Genomic DNA, 24360 nt, shown 5'->3' on the forward strand with positions numbered 1-24360 from the left:
ACCGGACCTGACCGGCCAGTAGTAAACGGTAACCGGCGTTGATCAGGCTTTGATGTAGGGCTTGCCGTCGGCGGCCGGTGCCCGTACCCGGCCGACCAGTCCGGCGACCGCGAGCAGCGTCGCCAGATAGGGCAGCATCGCCAGGAACTGGCTCGGGATGGCGCTGCTGATCGCCCCCAGGTAGGCACCGAGCTGGTCGGCGAAGCCGAAGAACAGCGACGCCAGCAGCGCCCCGGTCGGGCTCCACCGGCCGAAGATCATCGCGGCGAGGGCGATGAAGCCCTTGCCGCCGATCATGTTCTTGGTGAACGAGTAGAGCAGCAGGGTGTACGACCCGCCGCCGATCCCGGCCACCATGCCGGCCAGCAGCACGTTGCGGTAGCGCAGCCCCAGCACCCGTACGCCGAGGGTGTCCGCCGCGATCGGGTGTTCGCCGATCGACCGGGTCCGCAGCCCCCACCGGGTCCGGAACAGCGCCACGTTGATCACCACGACCAGGATCAGCGCCAGGTAGAGGAAGATGCTGCCGCGGAACAGCGCCGGCCCGAGCACCGGGATGTCGGACAGCAGCGGGATCTCCCAGGTGCCGAAGTGCGGCGGCTGGTTGTACGCCGGCTGGTCGGTCTGCATCAGCCGCTCGTAGAGGAAACCGGTCAGACCGATCGCGAACAGGTTCAGCACGATGCCGATGACCACCTGGTCGACCAGGTAGCGGATGGCGAACAGGGCCAGCAGCAGCGAGATGAACGCCCCGCCGAACGCGGCGGCGATCAGCCCGACCCAGACGTTGCCGGACATGGTGCCGATCAGCGCACCGGCGAACGCACCCATCAGCAGCTGTCCTTCGATGGCCACGTTGACCACCCCGGAGCGTTCGCAGAGCACCCCGGCCAGCGAGCCGAAGATCAGCGGCAACGCCAGCAGGAAGGTGCCCCGGACGATGTTGACCATCGGCATGAAGTTCTGCCCGGTCGGCGCGGTGGAGATCTGCCAGCAGAGGAAGCTGACCACGAAGCCGACGATGCCGACGCCGAGCAGCCAGCGGAACCAGCGGGCACCGTACGGGCTGAGCAGCAGCGCGCCGGCGGCGAGGGTCGCCAGGCCGAACAGCACCGCGCCCAGGTTGCCGGGGATCCGCAGCGCGGCCCCGCCGGCGGTCTCGCTGAGCGTGAACCGGGCCTGCTGCTCGGCGGCGAGCGAGCCGAAGACGGCGGCCGCGACCACGCCGGCGGCGACCAGGACGGCGCCGCTGATCCGGGTACGGTTCCAGAACCGTTGTGCCACCGCCACCGGTGCGTCAGTTGCGATCATGGTGGACAACGCGGTCACCAGCCCTTCGCCATGCTGGTCTGCAACCGGGCGGACCGCGCCGCCCGGAGCTGGAAGATCGCCTTCACCAGGGCGGGGGCGGCGATGAAGATGACGATCAACGCCTGGAGCACGGTGACCAGTTCCAGTGAGATACCGGAACCCGACTGCATCGCGTTGCCACCGGCCCGCAACGCCCCGAACAGCAGCGCCGCCAACGCGACACCCCACGGTTTGACCCGGCCGAGCAGGGCGACCAGGATGCCGTCGAAACCGATCTGGGCCGCGACCAGCGGGGTCAACGCGTTCGCCGTGGAGCCCAGCACCATGTTGGCGCCGCCCAGCCCGGCCAGCCCACCGGCGACCACCATCAGCAGTACGTAGGTGCCGGTGACGCTGATCCCGGCGGTCCGCGCGGCGTCCGGGTTGGCGCCGACGGCGCGCAGTTCGAAGCCGAACGTGGACCGGTTGAGCAGCCACGCGACGGCGGCGGTGACGGCGACCGCCAGCAGGATGCCGCCGTGCACCCGCAGCCCGTCGCCGAGCAGCCGGGGCAGTTGGGCGGTGGTGTCCACCGGCCGGCTGATCGCGTCCGGCCGGTCCGGGTTCTGCACGCCGGGCTGCACGATGATCCAGGTGAGGAAGTACAGCGCCACGTAGTTGAGCATGATCGTGGTGATCACCTCGTGGGCACCGGTGCGGGCCTTGAGGAAACCGGGGAAGAAGCCCCACAGCGCACCGCCGAGCGCCCCGGCCAGCACCGCGACGACCGCGTGCAGCACCAGCGGCAGCGGCAGCAGGAAACCGGCCAGGGCGGCCACCACGACGCCGATGATCGCCTGCCCCTGGGCCCCGATGTTGAACAGGCCGCCCCGGAACGCCAACGCCACCGACAGCCCGGTGAAGACCAGCGGCGCGGTGTAGGTCAGCGTCTCGGAGATCGGCCGGAACACCGTCGACCACTCGGTGTCCCCGGCGATCCAGGACCGTACCGCCGTCGGGTCGATCACCGAGCCCTTGAACAGGTTGGCGTACGCCTCGCTGACCAGGGTCCAGCTGGCGGACAGCGCGTCGGCCGGGCGGGCGAAGAAGTAGGTGTAGGTGGCCAGCACCTCCGGGTCGGAGATGATCATCAGTACGCCGCCGATGACGACGGCCAGCAGGAGTGCGAGCACCGTCACGGTGACGGTGTTGGCGGCCCACAGGTTGTGCAGGAAGCGCTGGCCGAGGGAGTCACCGCCGGGGGCGGGCGGCTTGTCCGGCGAACCGGCCGACGAGCCGTTGTCGCTGCTCATTGCGTCCCTTCTTGCTCGGTCCCGCCGGTGACCCCGGCCATCAGCAGGCCGATCTGTTCCCGTGGGGTGTCCGGTCCGACCACGGCGATGATCCGGCCGCGGTACATCACCGCGATCCGGTCGGCCAGCCCGATCACCTCGTCCAGTTCGCTGGAGACGACCAGGACACCGGTGCCGGCGTCGCGTTCGTCGACGATCCGGCCGTGGATGAACTCGATGGAGCCGACGTCGACGCCCCGGGTCGGCTGGGCGGCGATGAACAGCTTCAGCGGCCGGCTCAGCTCCCGGGCCACGATCACCTTCTGCTGGTTGCCGCCGGACAGGGTGCCGACCGCCGCCTGTCCCGAGGACGTACGGATGTCGAACTGGGCGATCCGCTCGGTCGCGGAGGCGGCGATGGCCGCCGGCCGCAGCGCCAGACCGGAGCCGAACGGCGGCTGGTCGTACAGGTCGAGCACCAGGTTCTCGGCGACGCTGAACTCCTTGACCACGCCGTCGGTGCTGCGGTCCTCCGGCACGTAGCCGACCCCGGCGCGCAGCACCCGTTTGGTGCTCCAGCCGTCGATCCGCTCGCCGTTGAGGGTGACCGTGCCCGCCGCCGACGGCAGCAGGCCCATGATCGCCTCGACGAGTTCGGTCTGGCCGTTGCCCTGCACTCCGGCGATGCCGAGCACCTCGCCGGCCCGTACGGTCAGGTCGACCCCGTCGACCACCCGTACGCCGCGCTCGTCGTCGACGACCAGGCCGGCCACTTCGAGCACCGGGTCGCCCGGCTGCGCCGGGGTCTTGTCCACGGTGAGGCTGACGCTGCGGCCGACCATCAGCGCGGCCAGTTCGTCACGGCTCGCGGTCGGCTCGGCGGTGGCGACCGTACGGCCTCGCCGGATCACCGTGATCCGGTCGGCGATCGCCTTCACCTCGCCCAGCTTGTGGGTGATGAAGACGATCGACTTGCCGGCCGCCTTCAGCGACCGCATGACGGTGAGCAGTTCCTCGGTCTCCTGTGGGGTGAGCACGGCGGTCGGCTCGTCGAGGATCAGCAGGTCGACGTCGCGGGTCAGCGCCTTGACGATCTCCACCCGCTGCTGGATGCCGACCGGCAGGTCCTCGATCACCGCGTCCGGCTCGACCGCCAGGCCGTACCGGTTGGAGACGTCGACCACCTCGGCGCGGGCCCGGCGCTGGTCGAGGAAGCCGAGCAGCCCGCCCCGGGTGCGTTCGGCACCGAGCATGACGTTCTCCGCCACGGTGAGCACCGGCACCAGCATGAAGTGCTGGTGCACCATGCCGATGCCGGCGGTGATGGCGTCCCGTGGGCTGCGGATCTTGATCGGGGTGCCGTCCACCAGGATCTCGCCCTCGTCCGGCTGCAGCAGCCCGTAGAGGACGTTCATCAGGGTCGACTTGCCGGCGCCGTTCTCGCCCAGCAGGGCGTGGATCTCGCCCGGTTCGACGGTCAGGTCGATGTGGTCGTTGGCGACCAGGTCGCCGAAGCGTTTGGTGATGCCGCACAGTTCGAGTCTCAGCGGAGCCTCCCGGGGAGACTCCGGGCCACCGGCGGGTGCCCGGAGGGGTCGATGGCTGAGGCCGCCCCTGTCACCGGGGTCTACGGACCCCGGTGACAGGGGCGGGGTGTCGCTCGCGAGGCGCGCCGGGGCAGCCCCGGCGCGCCAGCCGCCGGTTACTCCGGCTGCGCGGCGGAGGTGACCTCGATGGTGCCGGCGATGATGTCCGCCTTGAGCTGCTCGACCTCGGCCTTCAGCTCGTCGGAGACGCGGTCTTCGAACTCGTTGTACGGGGCCAGCGAGACGCCGTTGTTCTCCAGGTTGCCCAGGTAGCCCGGGTCCGGGCTGAGCTCGTCGCCGTTCGCGCCGGCCAGCACGGCCTGCTTCACCGCGTCCGGGATGTTCTTGACCACGGTGGTCAGGAAGGTGTCGCAGTACTGCTCGGCGCTTTCGCAGCCGTCGACGTCGACCCAGATGACGCTGTACGCGCCACCGGCGGCCTGCGCGGCGGCGGCGGTGCCGAGCCCGGCGCCACCGGCGACCGGCATGATCACGTCGGCGCCCTGGGCGACCAGGCTGTCGCCGACCTTCTTGCCCTCGTCCTGCTTGACGAAGTCGTTGGTGAACGAGCCGTTCTGGGACGCCTTGTCCCAGCCCAGCACCTGCACGTCGGCGCTCTTGACCTCGTTGTAGTGGGCGACGCCGTCGACGAAGCCGTCCATGAAGATGGTCACTGGCGGGATCGGCAGGCCGCCGTAGGTGCCGACGATGCCGCTCTCGGAGAAGCCGGCCGCCAGGTAGCCGGCGAGGAACGCGGCCTGGGCGGTGTCGAACTGCATCGGGTAGACGTTGGCCAGGCCGGTCGGAGCGTCGACGATGCCGAACTGCTGGTCCGGGTTGGCCTCGGCGACCGCGGTGGTGGCGTCGCCCATCAGGCCGCCGACGGCGAGGATGAAGTCGCAGTCCTGGTTGACGTAGCCGGTCAGGTTCGGCTCGTAGTCGGCCTCGGCGCTGGAGGCGACGTAGTCTCCGTCGACCGCGTCGTTCTCGCTCTGCGCCGCCTCGATGCCGGCCCAGGCCGAGGCGTTGAAGGACCGGTCGTCGATGCCGCCGACGTCGGTCACCATGCACGCCTTGTACGCCTCGGTGGGCTCGCCACCGGTGCCGTCCGTGCCTTCGTTATCGGGTGCCTCGCCGCACGCGGCAGCGGTGAGCGCCAGCCCACCCGCCGCGAACATCGAGACGATCCGCATCCCACGCGTAGCGCGCAAGACGGTCTCCTTCCATTGCACACCGCAGACTGTCGCGGCATCGCGTCCCCACCCGGCCGGTCGGACCGGACGTACTTTGGACGGGAGCGTACGCGCGGTCCCGTCCACCGGCCGACAATCGTGCACGACTGTTGAGCCGCCGTTACCCTCGCGTAACTCTCCCGTGCGGGAGATCACCCCCGGATCCGCAGGGTCGCTCCCGCCGCCGACCCTATAAGGGGCGGCAGCGGGTCGTCGGCGGTTCACCCGGTCGTGACCGGGGCAGGTGACGGCACGGTCGGTCGCCGTACGGTGGCTCGGTGTCAGCGCCAGAAGACGGCTACGGCGGCGTTGACCAACGTCAGCACGATGATCGCCAGGAAATGCCCCTTGTTGACCGATTCGCGCTTTCGGGAGAAGAAGACCATCGCCAGGATGGCGAGCCCGAGCACCAGTTTGGTAACGAGTTTCGCCGGGGCCGGTTCGTCGCCGTCGCGCAGCGGCGCGGACAGCCCGATGCCGGTCACGACCTGGATGACCGCACCCCAGAGCATGGCCGGGTTGATCCGGATGTGACCGCTGAACCACTGGACGGCGGCACCACCGAGCAGCAACGCGAACCCGATCAGGTGGGCGTAGAGCAGTACGAGTCTGAGAGCTTCCACGACCAGCATCCTCCCGTACCGTGGCCGCCCGGACCGCCCCCGGGTCCGGCGCGTCCCCGCTGACGCTGCGGTCGGGGTCACCGGGTCGTAGCGGTCGGAGGTCACCAGGTCGCGGTGCGGCGCAGCCGTCGCGGTCGACCGTCGGGGTCGTAGAACAGGTGGTACGGCGGGGTGGCCCACGCCCGGGTGAACGTGGACAGCTTCGCCGGATCGTGCCGGCGCAGCCGCCCGGCCGGACGCGGCCCCCGGCGGCCGGCGCGGTACCAGGCGTCCAGCGTGTCCGCCGCCGCACTGACGGCCCGGACCGTGTCGGCCGGGTCGAGCAGGTCGTGGTCCTGGCCACCGTCCGGGGCCCGGTCCAGATGCTCGCGCAGCAGGGTGAGCCGCAGGTCACGGGCGAAGGTACGGGCGTGGTCGCCCAGTCCGGCCGGGTCGTGCGGGGCACGCGGATCCCGGGTGTCGTCGAGGACCGCGCAGGACAGCTCGCTGTCCTGGGTCCAGGACCGGCGGTTGAAGTTGTCGCTGCCGACACTGGCCCAGACGTCGTCGACGACGCACACCTTCGCGTGCACGTACACCGGGGTCCCCGCGTGGTTCTCCACGTCGAACACGTGCACCCGGTCCGGGTCGGCCCGGCGGCAGACGTCGATGGCGTGTTCCCGGCCGACCACGTTCGGTGGCAGCGCCAGCCGGCCGTCCACGTCGGGGTGGCGCGGCACCACGACGATCAGATGCAGGTCGGGGTTGGCCCGCAGGGCGTCGGCGAACAACTGCGCGACCTGCGACGACCACATGTACTGGTCCTCCAGGTAGATCAGCCGGCGGGCCCGGCGGATCGCCTTGGCGTAGCCGAGCGCCACCGTACGCTCGCCGTGCGGCGCGTACGGGTAGGGCCGTGACTTCGCCGGATAGGTACGCAGCACCTGCACGGCGTGCGGGCCGCAGGCCGCCGGCGGGTCCGGCGGTGACGGCAGCGGCCCGCCCCGGGCCGGTCGACCGGACAGCCGGTCCCGCAGCATCGCGACCGGGTTGCCCCGCCGCAGGGCGGTCGGGTCGGTCCAGCGTTCCCGGAAGGTCAGGTCGAGCGCGGCGACGACCGGGCCGCGCAGCTCCAACTGGACGTCATGCCAGGGTGGCCGGTCGCCGTACCGGGGCGACATGCTCACCGGCTGCGGGTCGCCCAGGTGGGCGGCGTCGTCGCGCCGGCTGTGACACAGGTCGATCCCGCCGGCGAAGGCGACGTCCCGTTCGGGGCGGCCGGGGTGGCGGGCCACCACCAGCTTCTGGTGGTGCGAGCCGAACCGGCGTACCCGCTGGTCGAGCAGCACCTGGCCACCGTCGTCGTTGATCTCCTCGGCCAGGTTGCGGTTCTGCTCCGCGCTGTAGATCAGCACGTCGAGGTGGGAGCGCCAGACCAGGCCACGGACCGCCACGCCCCGGCCCACCGCAGCGGACAGCAGTTCGGCGACGGTCGGTCCGTCCGGGCGGAGCCGCTGGTCGGGGTCGCCCCGCCAGTCGGTGAAGAACAGTTGGTCGCCGTCGCCCATCGCGGCGACGACCTCGACCAGCCGGTCGAAGTACGCGGCCCCGTGCACGTGTACGCGTACCTGGTTGCTCCCGGACCACGCCGGCAACCCAGAGGCCGGGTTGCCGCGCTGCTCCCCGGGTGAGGAACCAGTCGTCGATCGGCATCCGTACCTCCCTCCGGCCGGTCGGCGCGGTCGGCTTGCAGCTACCCCGGAACGCGGCCGGCGACACCTGCCCCCGATGGTGCGGTCGCTGCGGCGACGGGGCAGCCCCGTCCGTCCTCAGCATGCTCACAGCGCGTCTGCAGCATCATCGCCGGCATGCGAGCGGTGATGTTCGACGCGTACGGCCCGCCCGACGTGCTCACCCAGGTCGATCTGCCGACACCCGTACCCCGTGGCGACCAGGTGCTGGTCCGGGTGCACGCCACCACGGTGACCTCCGCCGAGTGCGGGATGCGCCAGGGTGAGCCCCGGTGGGGCCGGGCGATCATCGGTCTGCGGCGCCCCCGCAAGGGGATCCGGGTGCTCGGGCTGGAGTTCGCCGGCGAGGTCACCGCGACCGGGCCGGCGGCCAGCCGGTTCCGGGTCGGCGACCGGGTCCTCGGCTTCACCGGCTTCGGCGTCGGGGCGAACGCCGAGTACAAGTGCCTGTCGGAGCGGGCGTCGATGACAACGATGCCGGCCAACGTGACGTACCCGCAGGCTGCCGCGACCGTCGACGGGTTCACCACCGCCTGGCATTTCCTGCATGACCTGGCCGGCCTGCGACCCGGCCAGAAGGTGCTGGTCGTCGGCGCCTCAGGCAGCATCGGCACGTACGCCGTCCAGCTCGCGAAGCACCTCGGTGCCGAGGTGCACGGCGTGTGCAGCGGCCGCAACGCCGAACTGGTCGGCTCGCTCGGCGCACACCGGGTCTTCGACTACACCGCCGAGGATTTCACCGCCAGCGGCGAACGCTACGACGTGGTCTTCGACACGGTCGGTCGCAGCTCGTTCGCCCGGTGCCGGCCGGTGCTCGCCCGGCGCGGCTGCTACCTGCCGACGACCGGGCTGATGACGAACAACCTGCTGGCGGCCGGCACGGCCGTCGGCGGCGGCCGGCGGGTCCGGACCGGGATGTCGGTACGCAAGCACGCCGCCCTGGCCGCGCTGCGGGACCTGCTCGGCGACGGCCGGCTCCGGGTTGTCATCGACCGCAGCTACCCGTTGGCCGAGATCATCGAGGCCCACCGGTACGTCGACAGCGGGCACAAGGTCGGCAACGTCGTGATCACCGTGGTGGACGGCGACGCCCCGCCTTGGTGAGCCGGTGTTCGGGCCGGCCGCGTGATCGGTGTTTGTCACCGAAGTGGCAGCGGTGCACAAGCCCTGAGTGGCGACGCGCCGTGCACGCGGCTCGGGAACCCAAGGTGTCTTCGCAGGTTTGATGCCACAGGTGCATCAAGATGCACCTGTGGCATCAAACCCGAACCGGTACCCCGACCCGATGAGGTGGCGCTGTGTCGAGCGGCCGGGGCGTGCCTGACGATCCCCTTCGTTACGGCCGCCGCTCGTGGTGACGTCAGGACCGGTCGGCGGCTCAGCCGGACGGAAGCTGAACAGGTGCGGGGTTGTCATGGGTGGCTGGTGACGGGGATGGTCCAGGTCGGTCGAGGCGGGTTGCGGTGATGAATCCGAGCAGCAGACCGACGACGATCGCGCCCGGTAGGTACGGCACACCGTCGTAGGCTCGCCCGTACTCCATCGGGAAGAGCACGAGCAGGGACAGGACCACGCCGACGGTCACGGTGCCGGGCGTGGCGAGGATCCCGACGATGAACAGCGGCAGGGCGAGGAGCATCCGTTGCCCGAGGCGTCGCAGGGAGGCAGTTCGGCCGCGGATCGCGACGATCGTCCAGGCCGCTACGGGGACCGCCAGTCCCGGTGCCGCCGTGACGGACAGGTAGTCGACCATCAGCCATTCTCCAGAGAGGGTGGGCTCGGGAGAGTACTGGTAGTAGAGGACACCACCGATGGCGGTCAGCAGTGCGAAGGTGGCGGGTAGCCGCCAGTACGGCCCGCTCAACTGGCGACTGGACGTGGCCAGGACACCCATGGCGGCGACAATGGCGAGTACGGTCGGCAGGCCGACTGCGACCAGCAGCAGGACGGGCGGCGCCTGCCTGTCCCCCAGGTACAACCGGGCGAGGAAGCCGCCCGGGACGAGGAACGCGGCCAGCACGGTGATGGTGATGACGAGCCGGCGTGGTCGCCGGGGTGGCCGCCGGGTCACGGCCGGGTTGGTCGAGGCCGTCCAGACGGCGATGCCGAGGATGATCCCGCCCGCGGCGAGCCAGGGCAGCAACCGGGGCGTCGTCCAGCCGCCGCGCACCACCGCCATGTTCACCCCCAGCAGTACGGCCGAACCGGCCAACGTCGGCAGCAGGGGTCGGCCACGGTAGGCGGCGGCGAGGAGCATGCACAGGGCGGCACAGACGATGCCGGAGAGCTGAAGCTCATGCATCCACACCCGCTCCTCCTCACCCGACCACCCGGGCCAGCCGGCGGGCTGCGGGGGCAGCAGCGAGCCGTCCGGCATTATCCGGCTGGGCCAGGAGTTCTGCACCCCGATGTTGGGAGTCAGGTAGGTCAGCGTCACCGCCCAGGCCAGGACCGAGTAGATCGCGCCTGCCAACGCGACGCGGTGCCACCACGGGCCACCCGTGACGGCCGGGGCCTGGCCGGCTGCGATCTGGTCGGGCTCGATCGCGGACAGCGGGGTAATCGCTGGAGTCACAGTCGCGGACGGCGCTGCGGACGCGGTCGGCACTGCGGACGTGCTCGGCACTGCGGACGCGGCAGAGCGGAGCGGTCTGGCCAGCCGTACCGTGTGGGCCAGCGCGAGCACCACCGCGATGAACACGAGCCCGGGCAGGACCTGCAGAACGGTCTCGATCGGCAGCGAGTCGCCCTGGTCGTGGTAGGAAAACAACAGTAAGGGCCCTCGGCCGAGGTATGCCAGCCACCACCAGGGCCGCCCTGCCGCCACGGCCGGTGTCTGAGGTGCCAGCAGCACCATGGCGTAGGCGGTAGCCAGCGTCAGGGCAGGAGCGGCGAGCCCGGCCAGGATGGTGGCCGACACCCGACGCGCCCGGCGGGACAGCGCGGCGACACCCGCCGCCACCGGCGGGAGCAGCACCGACAGGCACAGGGCTGCGACGACGGCGAACAAGGCGCCGTCCCAGACCTGGTTCACGGCACGCGCGAGCACATCGACGGCGAGCAGGCCGGCGATCACCGGTAGCGTCGCCCACCCGCAGCCCGCCACGCCGAGCGCCCGGCCGGCACGCCGCCGGAGCAGCCGCCGGGCCAGCAGCGTGCCGACCGTTGCCGCGAGGGCCACATGAACCACGTAGTTCAGGGCCAACAGGGAGATCGCCGTGGCAGGCGTGTACCGCAGCCAACCGGTCAACGGCCCCAGGGAGACCGTCGCCGCCATTGCCAGCACCAGGCTGAACAGGGGCGCGAGGAACAACCATCCCGCGTGTGCCCGTACCTGCGACGGTCCGCGCAGCCAGGGCAGCGGCGCCGGGTCGGCACCTGGTGGGCGGGCGAGCGCGAGACTGGCCGCGAAGCGAAGCTGCCGCCACTTCCGTAGCGCAGCGACAACGCTTTCCTCATGGCCGAGTGCGTGTAGCTCGCCGGCCCACTCCCGGCTCATCTCCTCGCGCAGGTGTGCCGGCCAACGCCGTGCCGCCACGGCCAGCAGCCAATCGGCGATCCGCTGGGACACGCCGTTCACCACCCCGGCGCCGACGTGAAGGTCGCGGCGTCGGCGGCCCGAGTGCCACCAGCGCCGCGCGGGCGCAGTTTCGCCCGCAGGGCCGCGAGCTCGGCGCGGGCCGCCACCGCCCCCTCCGGTGTCAGACGGTGGTAGCGCCGGGCAGGCCGTCCTTCTGTGCTGGGGTCGATGTCCTCCCAGTCGGCCCGTAGCCAGCCTGCTTCCTGCAGCCGGGCCAGGATCGGATACAAGGTGCCGCTGGGCTGACCGGTGGCCTGCATGAGTTCCAGGCCGTACCGGCCAGTCTGCGGGTCATCGAGCAGCACCGCCAACACCTGGGCCACGCTGGTGGTGACCCGGACACGTTCGGTCATGGATGGACCATACTCGTTTCGCTACATAGGGTCCATCCCCCGATCCGACCTGGCTGTGTCGAGACGCCTCCGCAGCCGCCGTTCACGGTTGCAGCCACCACGGACTGCTGTACGCCACCCCGAAGTCGTTGCACGGGTGGCCGGCCGGGCCGGGTGTCGGATTGGCCAGCTCCGGGTCGGAGACCCGCAGCACCACCCAGTCGCCGTCGGCGACGTCGAGCGGCACGGTGAAGTCGGCGACCGACCCGGCGACGGTGTCGACGACGTCGACGACGGTCGGCACCGAGGTCCCGGGGCGCAGCACCTGGATGCGCAGCGGCTTGCCGTCCCAGACCTCACCCCGGTCCAGGTCCACCTGGAACCGGACGTCACCTGAGGTCAATCCGATGACCCCACCCATCCGTACGCCGTTGGCGGTCGCGTCCAGCCGCAGGCCGGAGACGCGGGTGGCGAAGCAGCGGCGGGCCGCCATCGCCTCGAACACCGCCGCACGGGTGTTCTCGGCGACCCACAGACCACTACGGCCCTTGCCCTCGTGGAAGCCCCAGCTGGTGCCGTGCTCGTCGGTGACCCCGGTCAGACCGGGCCGCCAGCCGGCGTTGAGGCAGGCCACCAGCGGCGAGGCCGTCCGGGACGACCAGCCTTCGAACAGGTAGTCGTCGGTGCGGTTGAACATCTCCAGGCCGACGAGCTGCGGGCGGGCCGAGGCGTCGTACGAGAAGTTGTCGAACCGGCCGATCTCCCGGCCCGGGTGGTTGAAGCTGGCCAGGCCACCCGGCCGCCCGACCAGCCACCGGTAGAGGCTGCCGGGGCTGCCGGCCCGCAGCAGGTCGGCGAAGTCCGAGGTGTTCCACACGTTGATGTGGCCCTGCAACGGGTGCGACCACTCGAAGCCGCGGATCGCGGTGAACTGGCCGGGGTCGTCGGCCGCGTCGGCGAGGTCTCCGGTGGCCCGCCACTCGGACTGGCTGAGCCCGCTGATGGCGAACATCGTCGCGTGGTCGGTGAGCGCGGCGACGTCGAGCCCGGCCTCGCGCATCGAGGCGAACGCGTCGTCGGCGCTGCCGTCCCCGTCGGACATGACGGTGTGGTTGTGCAGGTCGGCGTGGACCAGGGTGGTCCCCTGGCTGATCCGCGACGCCCGGGACGCGCCGGGCGCGGCCACGGCCGACGCACCGGCCGACGTCGCACCGGCCGTCATCGCGGTGGCGGCCCGCGCGGTGCCGGGGACGGCGGCGAGCATCAGCATGCCGCCGGCGGCGGCCAGCATTGATCTGCGTCCGAGGCCGCCGGCCGGGTGCGAGGCGGGGTCGATCTGGCCGTACGGCAGCTGGCCCGTCTGGTGGTCGTCTGGTGTGTGATGGCAGTGGTGGGGGTGTGATCCACTCATGCCAATCATTAGATCGATATAAGTCTTTCCAGCACGCTGCACCGAGTTGTCCGGCAGACGAACACCACACGTCTCACCCGACGGGGCCCACCCGCCGACTGTGCCGGCGCGACCCACTTGGCGCCAGGGCAGGGTGCTACCGCGTCGCCGACCTTATTTGCCGTGCTCTGCAGGGCCGGTGGCGCGGTAGAAGACGAAGCTGGCCAGTCGACCGAGTCGACCACGGCTGCGGCCGTTCTCCGTACCGCCGATCAGGCCGGCCTCGGCGAGCGCGGCCAGCACCCGCTCGGGCCGGCTGGCCACCACCCGGGGGTCGCTGTGCAGACGTCCGGACCCGTGGCCCGGGGCCGTACCGTCGATGTCGACGACGTGGAACTGGCCACCGGGGCGCAGCACCCGGCGGACCTCCCGCAGCGTGCGGCCCCGTTCCTCATCGGCCAGGTGGTGCAGCATGAACGCGGACAACACCCGGTCGACGCTGGCGTCGGGCAGCGGCAGGTCGCCAGCGAAGGCGACCTCGTAGCGGATCGGCAGCTTGGCGCGGGCGGCCTTGCGCCGGGCCAGCCGCAGCGCACCCTGGTCCGGGTCGATGCCGACAGCGTCGACGTCCGGCTGCCGGCGCAGCAGCGCCCGCAGCAAGTTGCCGGTGCCACAGCCGATCTCCAACACACGCTGGCCGGGCCGGATCTCGGCCCGGTCGAGCAACTGCTGGTGCACCCGCCCCGCGCCGACGAGCCGGCTGAACGGGTCGTACAGCGGCAGCAACCACTGCCGCCCCATCGCGGGCAGGTAGTGCTGGTGGGGACGACTGGCGCTGCCCTGTCCGGTCATGTCACCCTCCGGTATCAGACGAGATTCGGTCATGCTTCCAGCATCGGTTGCTGATCGCAGCGTGGCATCGGTGAGGTTGTGGAAACGATGCGACAAAGTTTGGTGCCGGCTCGCCGCGTGGTCGGTGCCGCGGGGCGGGGCGTACCGATGGTCGGCTTCCCCCGGGTGCCCGGCGTCGCCCCGGTAGCGGTGGCCCGGGTCCAGGAGCGCATGCCGGCCATCGCCGCGATCCCCGCCGACGCGCACACCCACGATTTCGTCGCACTCTGCTACGCCGAGCGGGCCGACGCGACGGTGTGCATCGACGATCGGACCTGGCCGCTGACCGACGGGGACCTACTCGTCGTCGCCCCGGGCCAGGTCGTCTCGTTCGGCGAGCGGCCCGAGCAGCTCGCCATCGACGGCTGGGTGGTGTGGTTCCCCGCCGACGCGGTCCGCCCCGGGACCACCGGGGCGTACGCCTCCTGGCGGACCCACCCGCTGCTCTTCCCGTTTGCCCGGGGCACCGACCGGGCGCAGCGGCTCAACGTCCCACCACCGGACCGGGCCGCCTGGTCCGGGCGCTTCGCCGCGCTCGACGACGAGCTGCGGGCTCGACGCGACGGCCATCAGGACGCCGCGCTCGCCCACCTGACCCTGCTGCTGGTGGCCGCGGCCCGGCTGTCGACCAGCGTCGCCGACCAGCTGCGTGCCTCGGACGAGCCGCTGCTCGCGGCCGTCTTCGACTTCATCGAGCAGCGCTACCACGAGCCGATCTCGCTGGCCGACGTCGCCGCTGCCCTCTCACTCACCGCCGGTCACCTCACCACCGTGGTACGCCGCCGGACCGGCCGTACCGTCCAGCAGTGGATCGCCCAGCGGCGCATGCAGCAGGCCCGCGTGCTGCTCACCGAGACCTCGCTGACGGTGGCCGCGATCAGCCACCGGGTCGGATACCCGGACGTCAGCTACTTCATCAAGCGGTTCCGGGCCGAACACGCGGTCACCCCGGCGCAGTGGCGGGCCGCCGGATCCCGACGGCAGGGCCCGCCACCCGGTCAGACTGACTTCTCCGCTACGGCAACTGCTTCAACTCGTCGACAACGGCCCGCCGCACCACCGCCTGGCTGAACGTCACCGTGCCGGCCGGGATGATGCTGTCCGGCACCGCCGTGGTGTACACCGACCGCGAACCGAGGAAGGTGTAGTCCTCCCGGTCGAAGATCCATTCGTGGCGTACGCCGGTGCCTTCCTCGACCCGGGCCACCGCGACGCCGCTGCGGCCGGTCGCGTCGGTCGCGTCGTCGACCAGCAGTACGCCCGGGATCTTCGCCGCCGCCCGGTAGAGGGCGGCGCTCAGCTCGGCCGGCGGGTACTGCTCGCCGATCAGGTCACCGATGGTGGTGAACGCCTGGTGGTCCGGGTGGTTGCCCTGCCCCCGGGTCTCGGCGTAGATCCACTCCAGCAGCGCGTCCGGATCGGTCGGCAACGTTGTCAGCCGGTCGTACGCGCCGAAGTGCCTGACGTCGCTGTCGAGGGTGATGCCGGCCGGCTCGTTCAGCTCGTCGATCAGCCAGCCACGATGGCCGTCCGGCGACAGCCACACCTGGCGCTGGTGCAGTCCCTGGCGTACCAGTCGGGTTTCGCCGGTGTCCGCGTTGTGCGCTTCGTACGTGTTGGCCACCTGGCTTTCGACGTAGATGAACTGGTCCGGCCGAACCGGACCGGTGTCCCGGGTGGCGGCGACCAGCGCGATCTCGTCGAGCAGCGCGGTCGCGCCCTCGGCGGTGCCGGCGGCGGGGTCGGCGAACTGGGCCGGCCCTTCGGCCATCTGATCGGGGCCGGCGGTCGAGCCGGCCGGATCGCCGGCCGGATCGCCGCCGGGGTTCAGCGCCAGGCCGACGACGATCAGGCCGGCCAGTGCGGTCGCGACGGTCGGCACCGCGACGGACAACCGGGGCAGCCGCCACCGGCGGTCCGGCCCGGCCGCAGCACCCGGTGTCGGGATGCCTCGGCGCTCCTGCTCGATCATGGTCATCAGTCGCTCCCGGTGGAAGAGGTGACGTCCGGCCGGCAGGTCCCGGGCTGCCGGTGGCCCAAGCGGCGCGTCGGGCTGCCGGCCGGTCTCCCCGGGGCGGATTCCGTTGGTCCTCATCGGATTCCCTCCGTGACGGTCCGTGCCGCAGGATTGCGGTCACCTCTTACCTGTCCGGGCAGCGGCGCGGGTTCCACCGGCCCGGTGCCCAGCTGAGGTGGTACGCCGAGCAGGTCGCGGAGTTTGCGGCGGGCACGCGACAGCCGGGACCGGACGGTGCCGACCGGTACGCCGAGCGCGGCAGCGGCCGAGGCGTAGTCCACCCCCTCCCACAGGCAGAGGGTGACCACCTCGCGTTCCGGGCGGCGCAGCGATGCGAGCGCGGTCAGCACATGGCCGAGTCGGCGGTCGTCGTCGAGGCGGCGGCCGACGTCGTCGGCGTGGTCGGCGACGCTGCCGCCACCGGCGGCTTCCGCAGCGGCGAACGTGGCAACCGCCGCCCGGTAGCGTCGGTTGCCCCGCTGGGCGTTGCGGGCCACGTTGGTGGCGATGCCGAGCAGCCAGGCCCGCAGCGAGCCACCGTCGGCGTCGATGCGCCCCCGCAGCCGCCAGGCCTGCAGGAACGTCGTCGACATCACGTCCTCGGCGCTCGACCAGTCGGCCGTCAACCGGAACGCGTGGTTGTACACCGTCTTCGCGTACCGGTCGAACAGCTCGCCGAAGGCGGCGGCGTCACCGGCCCGCGCCCGGGCGCGTAGGTCCGTCGTCATGCTCATTGTCTGTCCGCCACCACCGTCTGGGTTCCCACCCGGCGGGTCACCGCAGCGGCAGCTTCATGCCTTCGTGGCTGGCGACGAAGCCGAGCCGCCGGTAGAAGCGGTGTGCGTCGGTCCGTGCCTTGTCGGTGGTGAGTTGGACCAACCCGCAGCCCCGCTCCCGCGCCCGCTCGATCACCCACCTCATCAGACTCCCGCCGAGACCCTCGCCACGGCGGTCGGAGCGGACCCGGACGGCTTCGACGAGGGCCCGTTCTGCCCCGTGCCGGCCCAACCCGGGGATGTAGGTGATCTGAAGGCACGCGACGACGGATCCGTCGTCTTCGTCGGCCGCGACGATCAGGTGGTTGCGCGGGTCGGCGTCAATCTCGGCGAACGCCTGTTCGTACGCGTCGTCGACGGCGGCGAGGTCCCGCGCCTTGCCCAGCACGTCGTCGGCGAGCAGCGCCACGATCGCCGGCAGGTCGGCACGTACGGCTTCCCGGAGAATCACCTGGTGAACCTAGCGTCTCGCCGCTGGCCGGCACGGCGTCGAGCGGTACGCCAGCCACCGCACCCGTCCGCCGATCTGGCTTGTCGATCAGCCGTGGCCGGGAGCGGACCGGCGAGTTCCCGGCGACCTGGACCCGCCGGTACGGCACGTCATCCACACCGTCGGGCCGATCTGGGAAGGCGGCGGCCACGGCGAAGCTGAGATCCTCGCCTCCTGCTACCGGCGCAGCCTGCAGGTCGCCGACGAACTCGGCGCCCGGACTGTCGCCTTCCCCGCGATCGCCACCGGCGTCTACGGCTTCCCCGCCGACCGGGCCGCCCGGATCGCCGTTCAGACCGTCACCGCCACCCCGACAGCCGTGGAACGGATCCGACTCGTCGCGTTCGACGAGGCCACCGCAGCCCATTTCCAGTCGGCGCTCACTGCCGGTAGCTGAATACGACGACGGGGCTACCCGTACTTCTGGCAGCACCGGACTTCGTCCGGGCTACGCCGGGTCGGAGCCGGGGACGTGCACGTAGAGGTCGTGCACCTGCGGCTGGGCGTCGGCGCGGTAGCCGAGGTCGAGCTTCATGTCGCCGACCGTTCGTCCCTGCTCACGCAACCACTGTTCGATGGCGCCGAAGGTCTCCCCGATCTGCTCCACCGGCCCGCTGTGCCGGCAGTACGCCCAGTCGCCAGCCGGCACATGGGCGGCTGCCCACTGACCGGAGATCGGCGTCTGCGGTGGCACCGCCACCCCGACGACCTCGTGGTACCGCCCCTCACCGAGGTGGTAGCTCGCCTCGGCGAAGGTGCCGCCGGCGGACGGCGGCAGGTCCGCGCACCGGTCGAACAGTTGCCGCCACGCGGCGGGGACCAGCGTGCTCAGGTCCTGGAACGGCGCGACGACCGGTAGTCCGACCACGACGACCGGCTCCCGGCTGACTATCTGCATGATGCCTCCCGTACTGCCCTCTGGTTCCGGATCATGATGCCGGACCGGCTCTATAGTGAGGTGATGGCGTCGGTCAAGCAGTTCCAGGTCACCTTCGACTGCGCACAACCTGAGCGTGTCGCCCGCTTCTGGTGCGAGGTGCTGGGGTACGTCGTACCGCCGCCCCCGGAGGGGTTCGCCAGTTGGGGCGACTTCGACCGCGCGCTGCCGCCCGATCGTCAAGGTTCGGCGTTCGCCTGCGTCGACCCCACGGGGGTGGGGCCGCGACTGTTCTTCCAGCGCGTGCCCGAAGGCAAGACCGTCAAGAACCGGCTGCACCTCGACGTACGGGTCGGCACCGGTCTCGTGGGTGACGAGCGGGTGGCCGCGCTCGAGGCCGAATGCGCCCGGCTGGTCGCGCTCGGCGCGGTACGCGTACGACTGCTGCGCGCCGACGGCGTCAACGAGTCGTGCCTGGTCATGCAGGACGTCGAGGGCAACGAGTTCTGCCTCGACTGAGCAGGAGGAGACAGGTGACCGCTGCCGTCGCTGGCCGTACGGCGGTCAAATCGATGGCGTCGGGGAGACCTCGGCGGCACACTGGCGGCCATGCTGGCACAGGTACGAGACGTCGCCGAGCTGGTGACCGCCGGCCACCCGGTGAAGTTCCTGTTCTTCTGGGGCCATCAGCCGGAGGCGGACGGCAGCGTCGGCGCGGGTTGCCTCAGCCAGTGGTCGCCAACCGGATCCTCGTCGCACCCCATCCCCGCGCCGCCAAGGTTCTCGGCGGCCGGGTCGCCGGATTCGACCAGCGGACGTGGAACGCCCATCGCGTCCCGATCGTGGTCGCCGGGAACCTGGCCAAGTTCAGCCAGCACCCCGACCTGCGCGGGTACCTGCTCGCCACCGGGCAACGCGTGCTGGTCGAGGCCAGCCCGATGGACCGGATCTGGGGCATCGGCCGGACCCGCGATGACCCGGCCGCCACCGACCCCGCCCGGTGGCGCGGCCTCAACCTGCTCGGCTTCGCCCTGATGCAGGTCCGGGACGCGCTACGGGAGCAGATCGGCGGTAGCCACGGCCGGGTCGACGGGTTCACCGCCGGGTCGGGCTGATTCCCTCCAGGGCGAGACGCATCAGCCGTTGCGCCTCGGTGGCGGTGGCCGACTCCGTGGCCAGCGCGATCGCGTTGACGAGGGTCACCAGGTCGGCCATGGCGACGTCCGGCCGTACCGCGCCCTCGTCGACGGCGCGGCGGCGCAGCGGTTCGCCGGCCGCCACGAGCATCGCGCAGCAGGACTCGTCCTCCGGTGGCTCCTGCAGCAGCGAGGCGACCAGGCCACGGGTGGTCGCGTTGTACGCCGCCAGCTCGCACAGCCAGGTCGTCAGCGCCTGACCGGCGTCCGGCCCGGCCGTCAACTCTGCGGCACGGTCACACAGCGTTTCGACCCGGTCGTGGAAGACCGCCTGCAGCAACGCCCATCGGGACGGGAAGTGCCGGTGCAGGGTCGCCGAGCCCACGCCGGCGACGCGGGCGATCTCCTCCAGGGAGGCGTACGCGCCGTCGCGGGCGACCGCTTCGCTGGCCGCCGCGACGATCAGGGCGCGGTTGCGTTGTGCGTCAGCTCTCATCGTCTGCCATTTGGAGAAGTGGGGTGTCCCCCCATATCGTAGCCGACAGGAAACGGGGCACCACCCCACTTATCCAGGAGGAAGCATGACCGTCCTTGTCATCGGCGCGACCGGCAAGCAGGGCGGGGCCACCGCCCGGGCCCTGCTCGACCGAGGTGTCGCGGTGCGCGCCCTGGTCCGCGACACCAGTTCCGACGCCGCGCGGGCCCTGCGGGACCGGGGAGCCGAGCTGGTCCGGGGCGACCTGGACGACCCCGCCTCGCTGCTCGCCGCCACCACCGGAGCCGACGGCGTCTTCTCCATCCCGTACCCCGACGTCACCGATCTGCAGGGCGACGCTGAGCTCCGCCGGGGCCGCAACGTCGTCGAGGCCGCCCGCAAGGCGGGCGTGGCACAGTTCGTCCACAGCAGCGTCGCCGGCGCCGGCGACTTCCACCGCAACCAGCCCGGCTGGGCCGAGGGACGCTGGGAACGGCACTACTGGGAGAGCAAGGCGGCCGTCGACGAACTCGTGCGCACCGGCGGCTTCGCCCGTTGGACCATCCTCAAGCCCGCGACCTTCATGGAGAACCTGATCGGCTGGTCCTACCTGTTCGGTGACTGGTCCAGCGGCACCATCGTCACCGCCTTCGCGAAGGACACCCGCATCGCCTGGGTCGCGGTCGACGACATCGGCCACGCCGCGGCCACCGCCTTCACCACGTCGGGCACCCTCGACGGTCTGGACGTGGAACTCGCCAGCGACCTGCGTACGATGACCGAGGTCGCCGCGATCCTCAGCGAGGTCACCGGTCGGACCATCACGGCTCCGGTCCTCACCCCGCAGGAAGCGGTGGAACGCGGCCTGCCGCCGTTCGCGGTCAACGCCGCCGAGCAGATCAACGAGAACGGCTCCCCCGCCCGCCCGGAGATCGCCCAGGCGCTCGGCCTGCCCACCACCGACCTGCACACCTGGGCCCGGCGGACCTTCTCCTGACCTCGCACCGCTGGGCGGACCGGCTGGACGGGCTGCGCCGATCCGCTACGGACGCAGCCCGGCCGCCTGGCGGCTAGCGGAGCAGGCCGCGCCGGTACCCTTCGGCGACAGCGGCGGCTCGGTCCCGTACGCCGAGTTTGTCGTAGATGTGCTGCAGATGGGTCTTGATGCTCGCCTCGCTGATGAACAGCAGTCTCGCCGCCTCCCGGTTGGCGGCACCGTCGGCGACCAGTTGGAGAACTTCCCGCTCCCGGCTGCTCAGCGCCAACCCGGTCGGCCGGCGTACCCGGCCCATCAGCCGGCCTGCGGCGGACGGCGCGAGGACCGACTCGCCACGGTGGGCGGCCCGGACGGCCCGGATCAGGTCCTCGGGCGGAGTGTCCTTGAGCAGGTAGCCGGTGGCACCCGCCTCGACCGCAGGCAGCACGTCGGTCTCGCTGTCGAACGTGGTGAGCACCAGAACGCGTACCGAGGGCGCGGCCCCGGCGAGGGCGGCGATCGCCTCGACCCCGGACATCTGCGGCATCCGCAGGTCCATCAGCACCACGTCGACCCGCAGCCGTACGGCCTCGGTCACCGCATCCCTGCCGTCGGCGGCCTCGCCGACCACCTCGATGTCGGGCAGATCCGCGAAGGCCCCCCGGAGTCCGTTGCGGACGATCGGGTGGTCGTCGGCGATCAGGATGCGGATCACGCCGCCCCCGTGGGGATCGCCGGCACCCGTACGCTGATCGCCGTACCTTCACCCGGAGCGCTCTCGATCTCCATCACGCCTCCCACGCCACGGACCCGCTGCATCATGCTCCGCAGGCCGAACCCCTGGTCCGCGCCACCGTTCATGCCCTGCCCGTCGTCGCGGACGTCGAGCAGGACCACATCGGTCAGGTAGGAGAGGGTAACCCCCACCCGGGACGCGTCGGCGTGTCGCTGCACGTTGTGCAGCGTCTCCTGGGCGACCCGCAACAGCGTGACGTCGATCGCCGGGCTCAGCGCGACCTGCTCGCCGGTGACGTCGAACCGCACGGCCAGGCCGGTGTCGTCCGCCCAGCACCCGACCAGCTCGCCCAGCGCCGCCGGCAGGTGGGCGGCCTCCAGCTGCCGCGGCTGCAGCGCCTGCACCGATCGCCGGGCCTCGTCCAGCCCGTCCCGGGCCAACGTCAACGCCCGGTCCACATGCTCACGCGCCCGGGTCGGCGAGTGCCAGACCCGTTGCGCCGCCTGCACCTGGGTGATGATGCCGGTCAGCCCCTGCGCCAACGAGTCGTGGATTTCCCCCGCCATCCGCTGCCGCTCGTCGCGCACGCCGGCCTCGCGGGCCTGAGCGAGCAGTTGGGCGTGCAGCCCGGCGTTCTCCTCCAGCGCCGCCTCCAGCCGGGCGACCAGTTGCCGGCGCTGCTCGTGCTGGGCGGTGGTCCGCTCGGCCAGCACGATGCCGGCGCTGATCGCCACGGTCTGCACGACGATCACCCCCAGGTACGTGCCGAGCGACGGCACCGTCGTGCCCGGCACACCGGACGCCATGGTGTTGATGACGATCGATGTGCCGAACACGCCGGCCGCCCCCAGCGGCCACGGTCGCAGGTGGTACGCGTGGAAGAACCCGGTGATGGCAAAGAGGAGGAAGATCACGTCCCGGGTCATCAGCGCGACGCTGAGCGTGAGCAGCCCGGCGAAGTAGCTCAGCATCGGCAGGGTCCGCCTGCGGCGGGCCGGCGGCACCCGGGTGTGTCCCAGGTACACCCATCCGGCCGTCGCCCCGACCAGGCCCAGGGTGATCGCATGGTCGCGCCAGGTCCGGCCGGGCTGGGTCAGGGCGATCACCGTCGAGGCGGGCAGCAGCAGCCAGGGCGTCCAGACGAGCAACGTGTCGTACCAGCGGTCCCCGTCGGGCCCGGCGTCACCGCTCATCGGCGCTCACACCTTCGGCTCGTTGCCCCAGAAAACCTTCGGCTCACTCCCAGCGGAACGACTTCGCCGCCGCCCCGCCGGCCGCGACCGCGATCAGCGCCATTGTCCCCAGTTGCAGCAGGTACGCGGAGCCTGCCGGCCCGGCGGCCGCCACCGTGTCACCGGACCAGGCGGACAGCAGCGACTGTGCCCCGGGCGGGGTGTATTCGCCGAGGCGCATCAGAAAGCCCGGCAGCAGGAAACGCGGCAGGAAGACACCGCCAGCGAACATGGTCACCAGGTACCCGACCATCGCCAGGCCGGTGGCGACCCGGGATGTGGGCGCGACCGCGGCGATCAGCATGCCGATCGCCAGGAGCGCGCCGAAGCCGAGCAGGAACGCGACGGCGAACCTGACCGGGTGTCGCGGCAGCGGCACGTCGAGGACCAACCAGGCCGAGACGATCAGCAGTACGGCCGCCACGACCGCCGCCGCCAGGGCGACGACGAGCTGCGCCACCAGAACCGTACCGGGGTGGACCGGGGTGGTGGACATCCGCCGCAGGATGCCCCGCTCCCGGTAGCCGGCGACCACCCCTGGGAGGTGCTGCAGTCCGACGATGCCGAGGCCGAGCACGAGTGCACTCGGTGCCCAGAGCTCGATGAACCGCGCCCCGCCGAACTCCGGCGACGGTTCCCGCAGCGCCGGTGCGGCACCGAGCCCGAGCAGGATCGCGGTCGGGAACAGCACGCCGAAGACGACGGCCATCGGCTCCCGCAGGAACAGCTTCGCCTCGGCGACGGTGAGGGTGCACAAGGCGGACATCAGACCGACTTCCTCCGGGTGAGGGCGACGAAGGCGTCGTCCAGGCTGGCCTGCTCGACCCGCAGGTCCCCGGCGGCGATCTGCTGCTCGGCCAGGACCGAGGTGACCGCCTGCAGCAGGTTCCCGGTGCCGGCCACCACCACCTGCCGCCCCTGGCGTTGGACGCTGGTCACCTCGGGCAGGTCGGTCAGCAGCCGCTCGTCCAGCGCCGCCGACGGGCGGAACCGTACCCGCTGCTCGGCCGCAACGGACGCGACCAGGCCGGCGGGGGTGTCGAGCGCAACGACGCGCCCGGCGTCGATCAGCGCGAGCCGGTCGCAGAGCCGCTCCGCTTCGTCCATGAAGTGGGTGACGAGGACGATCGTCACGCCGGAGTCGCGTACCTGCTCGATCAGGTCCCAGGTGTCCCGCCGGGCCTGCGGGTCGAGCCCGGTGGTCAGCTCGTCGAGCACGGCGACGGTGGGTCGACCGGCCAGGGCGAGCGCGACCGACAGCCGCTGCTGCTGACCGCCGGAGAGCTTCCGGTACGGGGTGTCGCGCTTGCCGGCGAGCCCGAGCATGTCCAGCAGCCGCCGCCCGTCGGCCGGCTCGCGGTAGAACGACCGGTACAGATCCATCGCCTCGGCCACCGTCTGCCGGTCCGGCAGCCGGTGCTCCTGCAACTGCACCCCGACCTTTTGCCGCAACTCACGCCGGTCGCGTCGCGGATCGAGGCCGAGCACCGTGACCTGGCCACGATCGGGGGTACGCAGACCGCTGACGCATTCGACGGTGGTCGTCTTGCCTGCGCCGTTCGGGCCGAGGATTCCGAAGATCTCGCCCGCCTCGACGGTGAACGACACGTCGTCGACAGCGACGGTGTCCCCGTACCGCTTGTGGAGTCTCGCCACCTCGATGATGTCCATGGGGACCAGCGTGGCCGCCGCCGGGGGT

General features: G+C 71.5%; 23 protein-coding genes and 2 pseudogenes. 6 read left to right on the forward strand and 19 right to left on the reverse strand.

Annotation, left to right across the window (positions count from 1 at the left end; translation table 11 throughout):
- Nucleotides 1-42 precede the first annotated feature (42 nt).
- From ACN27J_RS14560 to ACN27J_RS14585, 6 genes are all read right to left on the reverse strand, one after another.
- The gene (locus tag ACN27J_RS14560) at nt 43-1320 is read right to left on the reverse strand and encodes an ABC transporter permease (protein ID WP_421372230.1); all 1278 of its coding nucleotides are present in this window, start codon (nt 1318-1320) and stop codon (nt 43-45) included.
- Nucleotides 1321-1325: 5 nt separating this feature from the next.
- A complete protein-coding gene (locus ACN27J_RS14565; RefSeq protein WP_421366783.1) occupies nt 1326-2603 on the reverse strand; it encodes an ABC transporter permease in 1278 nt (425 codons plus the stop codon).
- Nucleotides 2600-4129 carry an ABC transporter ATP-binding protein gene (locus ACN27J_RS14570; RefSeq protein WP_421372231.1) on the reverse strand — a complete coding sequence of 510 codons (1530 nt, stop codon included), beginning with the start codon at nt 4127-4129 and terminating at the stop codon, nt 2600-2602. The genes ACN27J_RS14565 and ACN27J_RS14570 overlap by 4 nt, the downstream gene beginning before the upstream one ends.
- 155 nt (nt 4130-4284) lie before the next feature.
- Complete coding sequence (locus ACN27J_RS14575; protein WP_421372232.1) at nt 4285-5361, reverse strand: BMP family lipoprotein; 1077 nt, start codon at nt 5359-5361, stop codon at nt 4285-4287.
- A 320-nt stretch (nt 5362-5681) separates the two neighbouring features.
- A complete protein-coding gene (locus tag ACN27J_RS14580) occupies nt 5682-6023 on the reverse strand; it encodes a hypothetical protein (protein WP_421366784.1) in 342 nt (113 codons plus the stop codon).
- Between the two features lie 101 nt (nt 6024-6124).
- Nucleotides 6125-7618 (reverse strand): phospholipase D family protein, encoded by a 1494-nt coding sequence (locus tag ACN27J_RS14585; RefSeq protein WP_421366785.1) that lies wholly within the window; start codon nt 7616-7618, stop codon nt 6125-6127.
- Nucleotides 7619-7870: 252 nt separating this feature from the next.
- Between ACN27J_RS14585 and ACN27J_RS14590 the strand changes: the two genes are divergently transcribed.
- Nucleotides 7871-8857, forward strand: a complete 987-nt coding sequence (locus ACN27J_RS14590) for an NAD(P)-dependent alcohol dehydrogenase (RefSeq protein WP_421366786.1) — start codon at nt 7871-7873, stop codon at nt 8855-8857.
- Between the two features lie 274 nt (nt 8858-9131).
- On the opposite strand, the gene ACN27J_RS14595 is transcribed toward ACN27J_RS14590, so the two are convergent.
- The 4 genes from ACN27J_RS14595 to ACN27J_RS14610 all read right to left on the reverse strand — a co-directional run bounded on the left by ACN27J_RS14595 (nt 9132) and on the right by ACN27J_RS14610 (nt 13907).
- On the reverse strand, nt 9132-11324 hold the full coding sequence (locus tag ACN27J_RS14595) for a hypothetical protein (protein WP_421366787.1): 2193 nt from the start codon (nt 11322-11324) through the stop codon (nt 9132-9134).
- A 5-nt stretch (nt 11325-11329) separates the two neighbouring features.
- Nucleotides 11330-11686 (reverse strand): PadR family transcriptional regulator, encoded by a 357-nt coding sequence (locus ACN27J_RS14600; protein ID WP_278171370.1) that lies wholly within the window; start codon nt 11684-11686, stop codon nt 11330-11332.
- Between the two features lie 82 nt (nt 11687-11768).
- Nucleotides 11769-13076 carry a CehA/McbA family metallohydrolase gene (locus tag ACN27J_RS14605; protein ID WP_421366788.1) on the reverse strand — a complete coding sequence of 436 codons (1308 nt, stop codon included), beginning with the start codon at nt 13074-13076 and terminating at the stop codon, nt 11769-11771.
- 153 nt (nt 13077-13229) lie between these two features.
- Nucleotides 13230-13907 (reverse strand): class I SAM-dependent methyltransferase, encoded by a 678-nt coding sequence (locus tag ACN27J_RS14610; RefSeq protein ID WP_421372233.1) that lies wholly within the window; start codon nt 13905-13907, stop codon nt 13230-13232.
- 87 nt (nt 13908-13994) lie between these two features.
- Here ACN27J_RS14610 and ACN27J_RS14615 point away from each other — a divergent pair, with 87 nt between their 5' ends.
- Entirely contained in the window at nt 13995-15017 is a 1023-nt protein-coding gene (locus ACN27J_RS14615) for an AraC family transcriptional regulator (RefSeq protein WP_421366789.1), read from the forward strand.
- Here the strand turns inward: ACN27J_RS14615 and ACN27J_RS14620 are convergent.
- Genes ACN27J_RS14620 through ACN27J_RS14630 form a run of 3 tightly spaced genes read right to left on the reverse strand, consistent with a single transcriptional unit; the run spans nt 14962 to nt 17190 of the window.
- Nucleotides 14962-16041, reverse strand: coding sequence for a CU044_5270 family protein (locus tag ACN27J_RS14620; RefSeq protein ID WP_421366791.1), 1080 nt, complete (start codon nt 16039-16041; stop codon nt 14962-14964). The genes ACN27J_RS14615 and ACN27J_RS14620 overlap by 56 nt on opposite strands.
- Nucleotides 16038-16697, reverse strand: a complete 660-nt coding sequence (locus ACN27J_RS14625; RefSeq protein WP_421366793.1) for an RNA polymerase sigma factor — start codon at nt 16695-16697, stop codon at nt 16038-16040. Before ACN27J_RS14625 ends, ACN27J_RS14620 begins: the two co-directional genes overlap by 4 nt.
- Nucleotides 16698-16737: 40 nt before the next feature.
- Nucleotides 16738-17190 carry a GNAT family N-acetyltransferase gene (locus ACN27J_RS14630; protein ID WP_421366794.1) on the reverse strand — a complete coding sequence of 151 codons (453 nt, stop codon included), beginning with the start codon at nt 17188-17190 and terminating at the stop codon, nt 16738-16740.
- 97 nt (nt 17191-17287) lie between these two features.
- Here ACN27J_RS14630 and ACN27J_RS14635 point away from each other — a divergent pair.
- Nucleotides 17288-17626, forward strand: a pseudogene (locus tag ACN27J_RS14635) (macro domain-containing protein); the annotation flags it as partial.
- A 51-nt stretch (nt 17627-17677) separates the two neighbouring features.
- Here the strand turns inward: ACN27J_RS14635 and ACN27J_RS14640 are convergent.
- Complete coding sequence (locus ACN27J_RS14640) at nt 17678-18127, reverse strand: GyrI-like domain-containing protein (protein ID WP_421366795.1); 450 nt, start codon at nt 18125-18127, stop codon at nt 17678-17680.
- 63 nt (nt 18128-18190) lie between these two features.
- Between ACN27J_RS14640 and ACN27J_RS14645 the strand changes: the two genes are divergently transcribed.
- Nucleotides 18191-18625, forward strand: a complete 435-nt coding sequence (locus ACN27J_RS14645) for a VOC family protein (RefSeq protein ID WP_421366796.1) — start codon at nt 18191-18193, stop codon at nt 18623-18625.
- 90 nt (nt 18626-18715) lie between these two features.
- Nucleotides 18716-19221 (forward strand): annotated as a pseudogene (locus ACN27J_RS14650) (NADAR family protein).
- On the opposite strand, the gene ACN27J_RS14655 reads toward ACN27J_RS14650, so the two are convergent.
- Nucleotides 19202-19738 (reverse strand): TetR/AcrR family transcriptional regulator, encoded by a 537-nt coding sequence (locus ACN27J_RS14655; RefSeq protein WP_421366798.1) that lies wholly within the window; start codon nt 19736-19738, stop codon nt 19202-19204. The pseudogene ACN27J_RS14650 and the gene ACN27J_RS14655 sit on opposite strands and share 20 nt — an antisense overlap.
- An 85-nt stretch (nt 19739-19823) precedes the next feature.
- Here ACN27J_RS14655 and ACN27J_RS14660 point away from each other — a divergent pair, with 85 nt between their 5' ends.
- A complete protein-coding gene (locus tag ACN27J_RS14660; RefSeq protein ID WP_421366799.1) occupies nt 19824-20714 on the forward strand; it encodes an NmrA/HSCARG family protein in 891 nt (296 codons plus the stop codon).
- 73 nt (nt 20715-20787) lie between these two features.
- Here the strand turns inward: ACN27J_RS14660 and ACN27J_RS14665 are convergent, their stop codons facing one another.
- Genes ACN27J_RS14665 through ACN27J_RS14680 form a run of 4 tightly spaced genes read right to left on the reverse strand, consistent with a single transcriptional unit; the run spans nt 20788 to nt 24332 of the window.
- Nucleotides 20788-21408, reverse strand: a complete 621-nt coding sequence (locus ACN27J_RS14665; protein ID WP_421366801.1) for a response regulator — start codon at nt 21406-21408, stop codon at nt 20788-20790.
- Nucleotides 21405-22622, reverse strand: a complete 1218-nt coding sequence (locus tag ACN27J_RS14670) for a sensor histidine kinase (RefSeq protein ID WP_421366803.1) — start codon at nt 22620-22622, stop codon at nt 21405-21407. The genes ACN27J_RS14665 and ACN27J_RS14670 overlap by 4 nt, the downstream gene beginning before the upstream one ends.
- 43 nt (nt 22623-22665) lie before the next feature.
- Entirely contained in the window at nt 22666-23427 is a 762-nt protein-coding gene (locus ACN27J_RS14675) for an ABC transporter permease (RefSeq protein WP_421366805.1), read from the reverse strand.
- Nucleotides 23427-24332 carry an ABC transporter ATP-binding protein gene (locus tag ACN27J_RS14680; RefSeq protein WP_421366806.1) on the reverse strand — a complete coding sequence of 302 codons (906 nt, stop codon included), beginning with the start codon at nt 24330-24332 and terminating at the stop codon, nt 23427-23429. Before ACN27J_RS14680 ends, ACN27J_RS14675 begins: the two co-directional genes overlap by 1 nt.
- Nucleotides 24333-24360 lie beyond the last annotated feature (28 nt).

The sequence above is a fragment of the Solwaraspora sp. WMMB762 genome, from assembly GCF_049179115.1.
In the GTDB taxonomy this organism is placed as follows: domain Bacteria; phylum Actinomycetota; class Actinomycetes; order Mycobacteriales; family Micromonosporaceae; genus Micromonospora_E.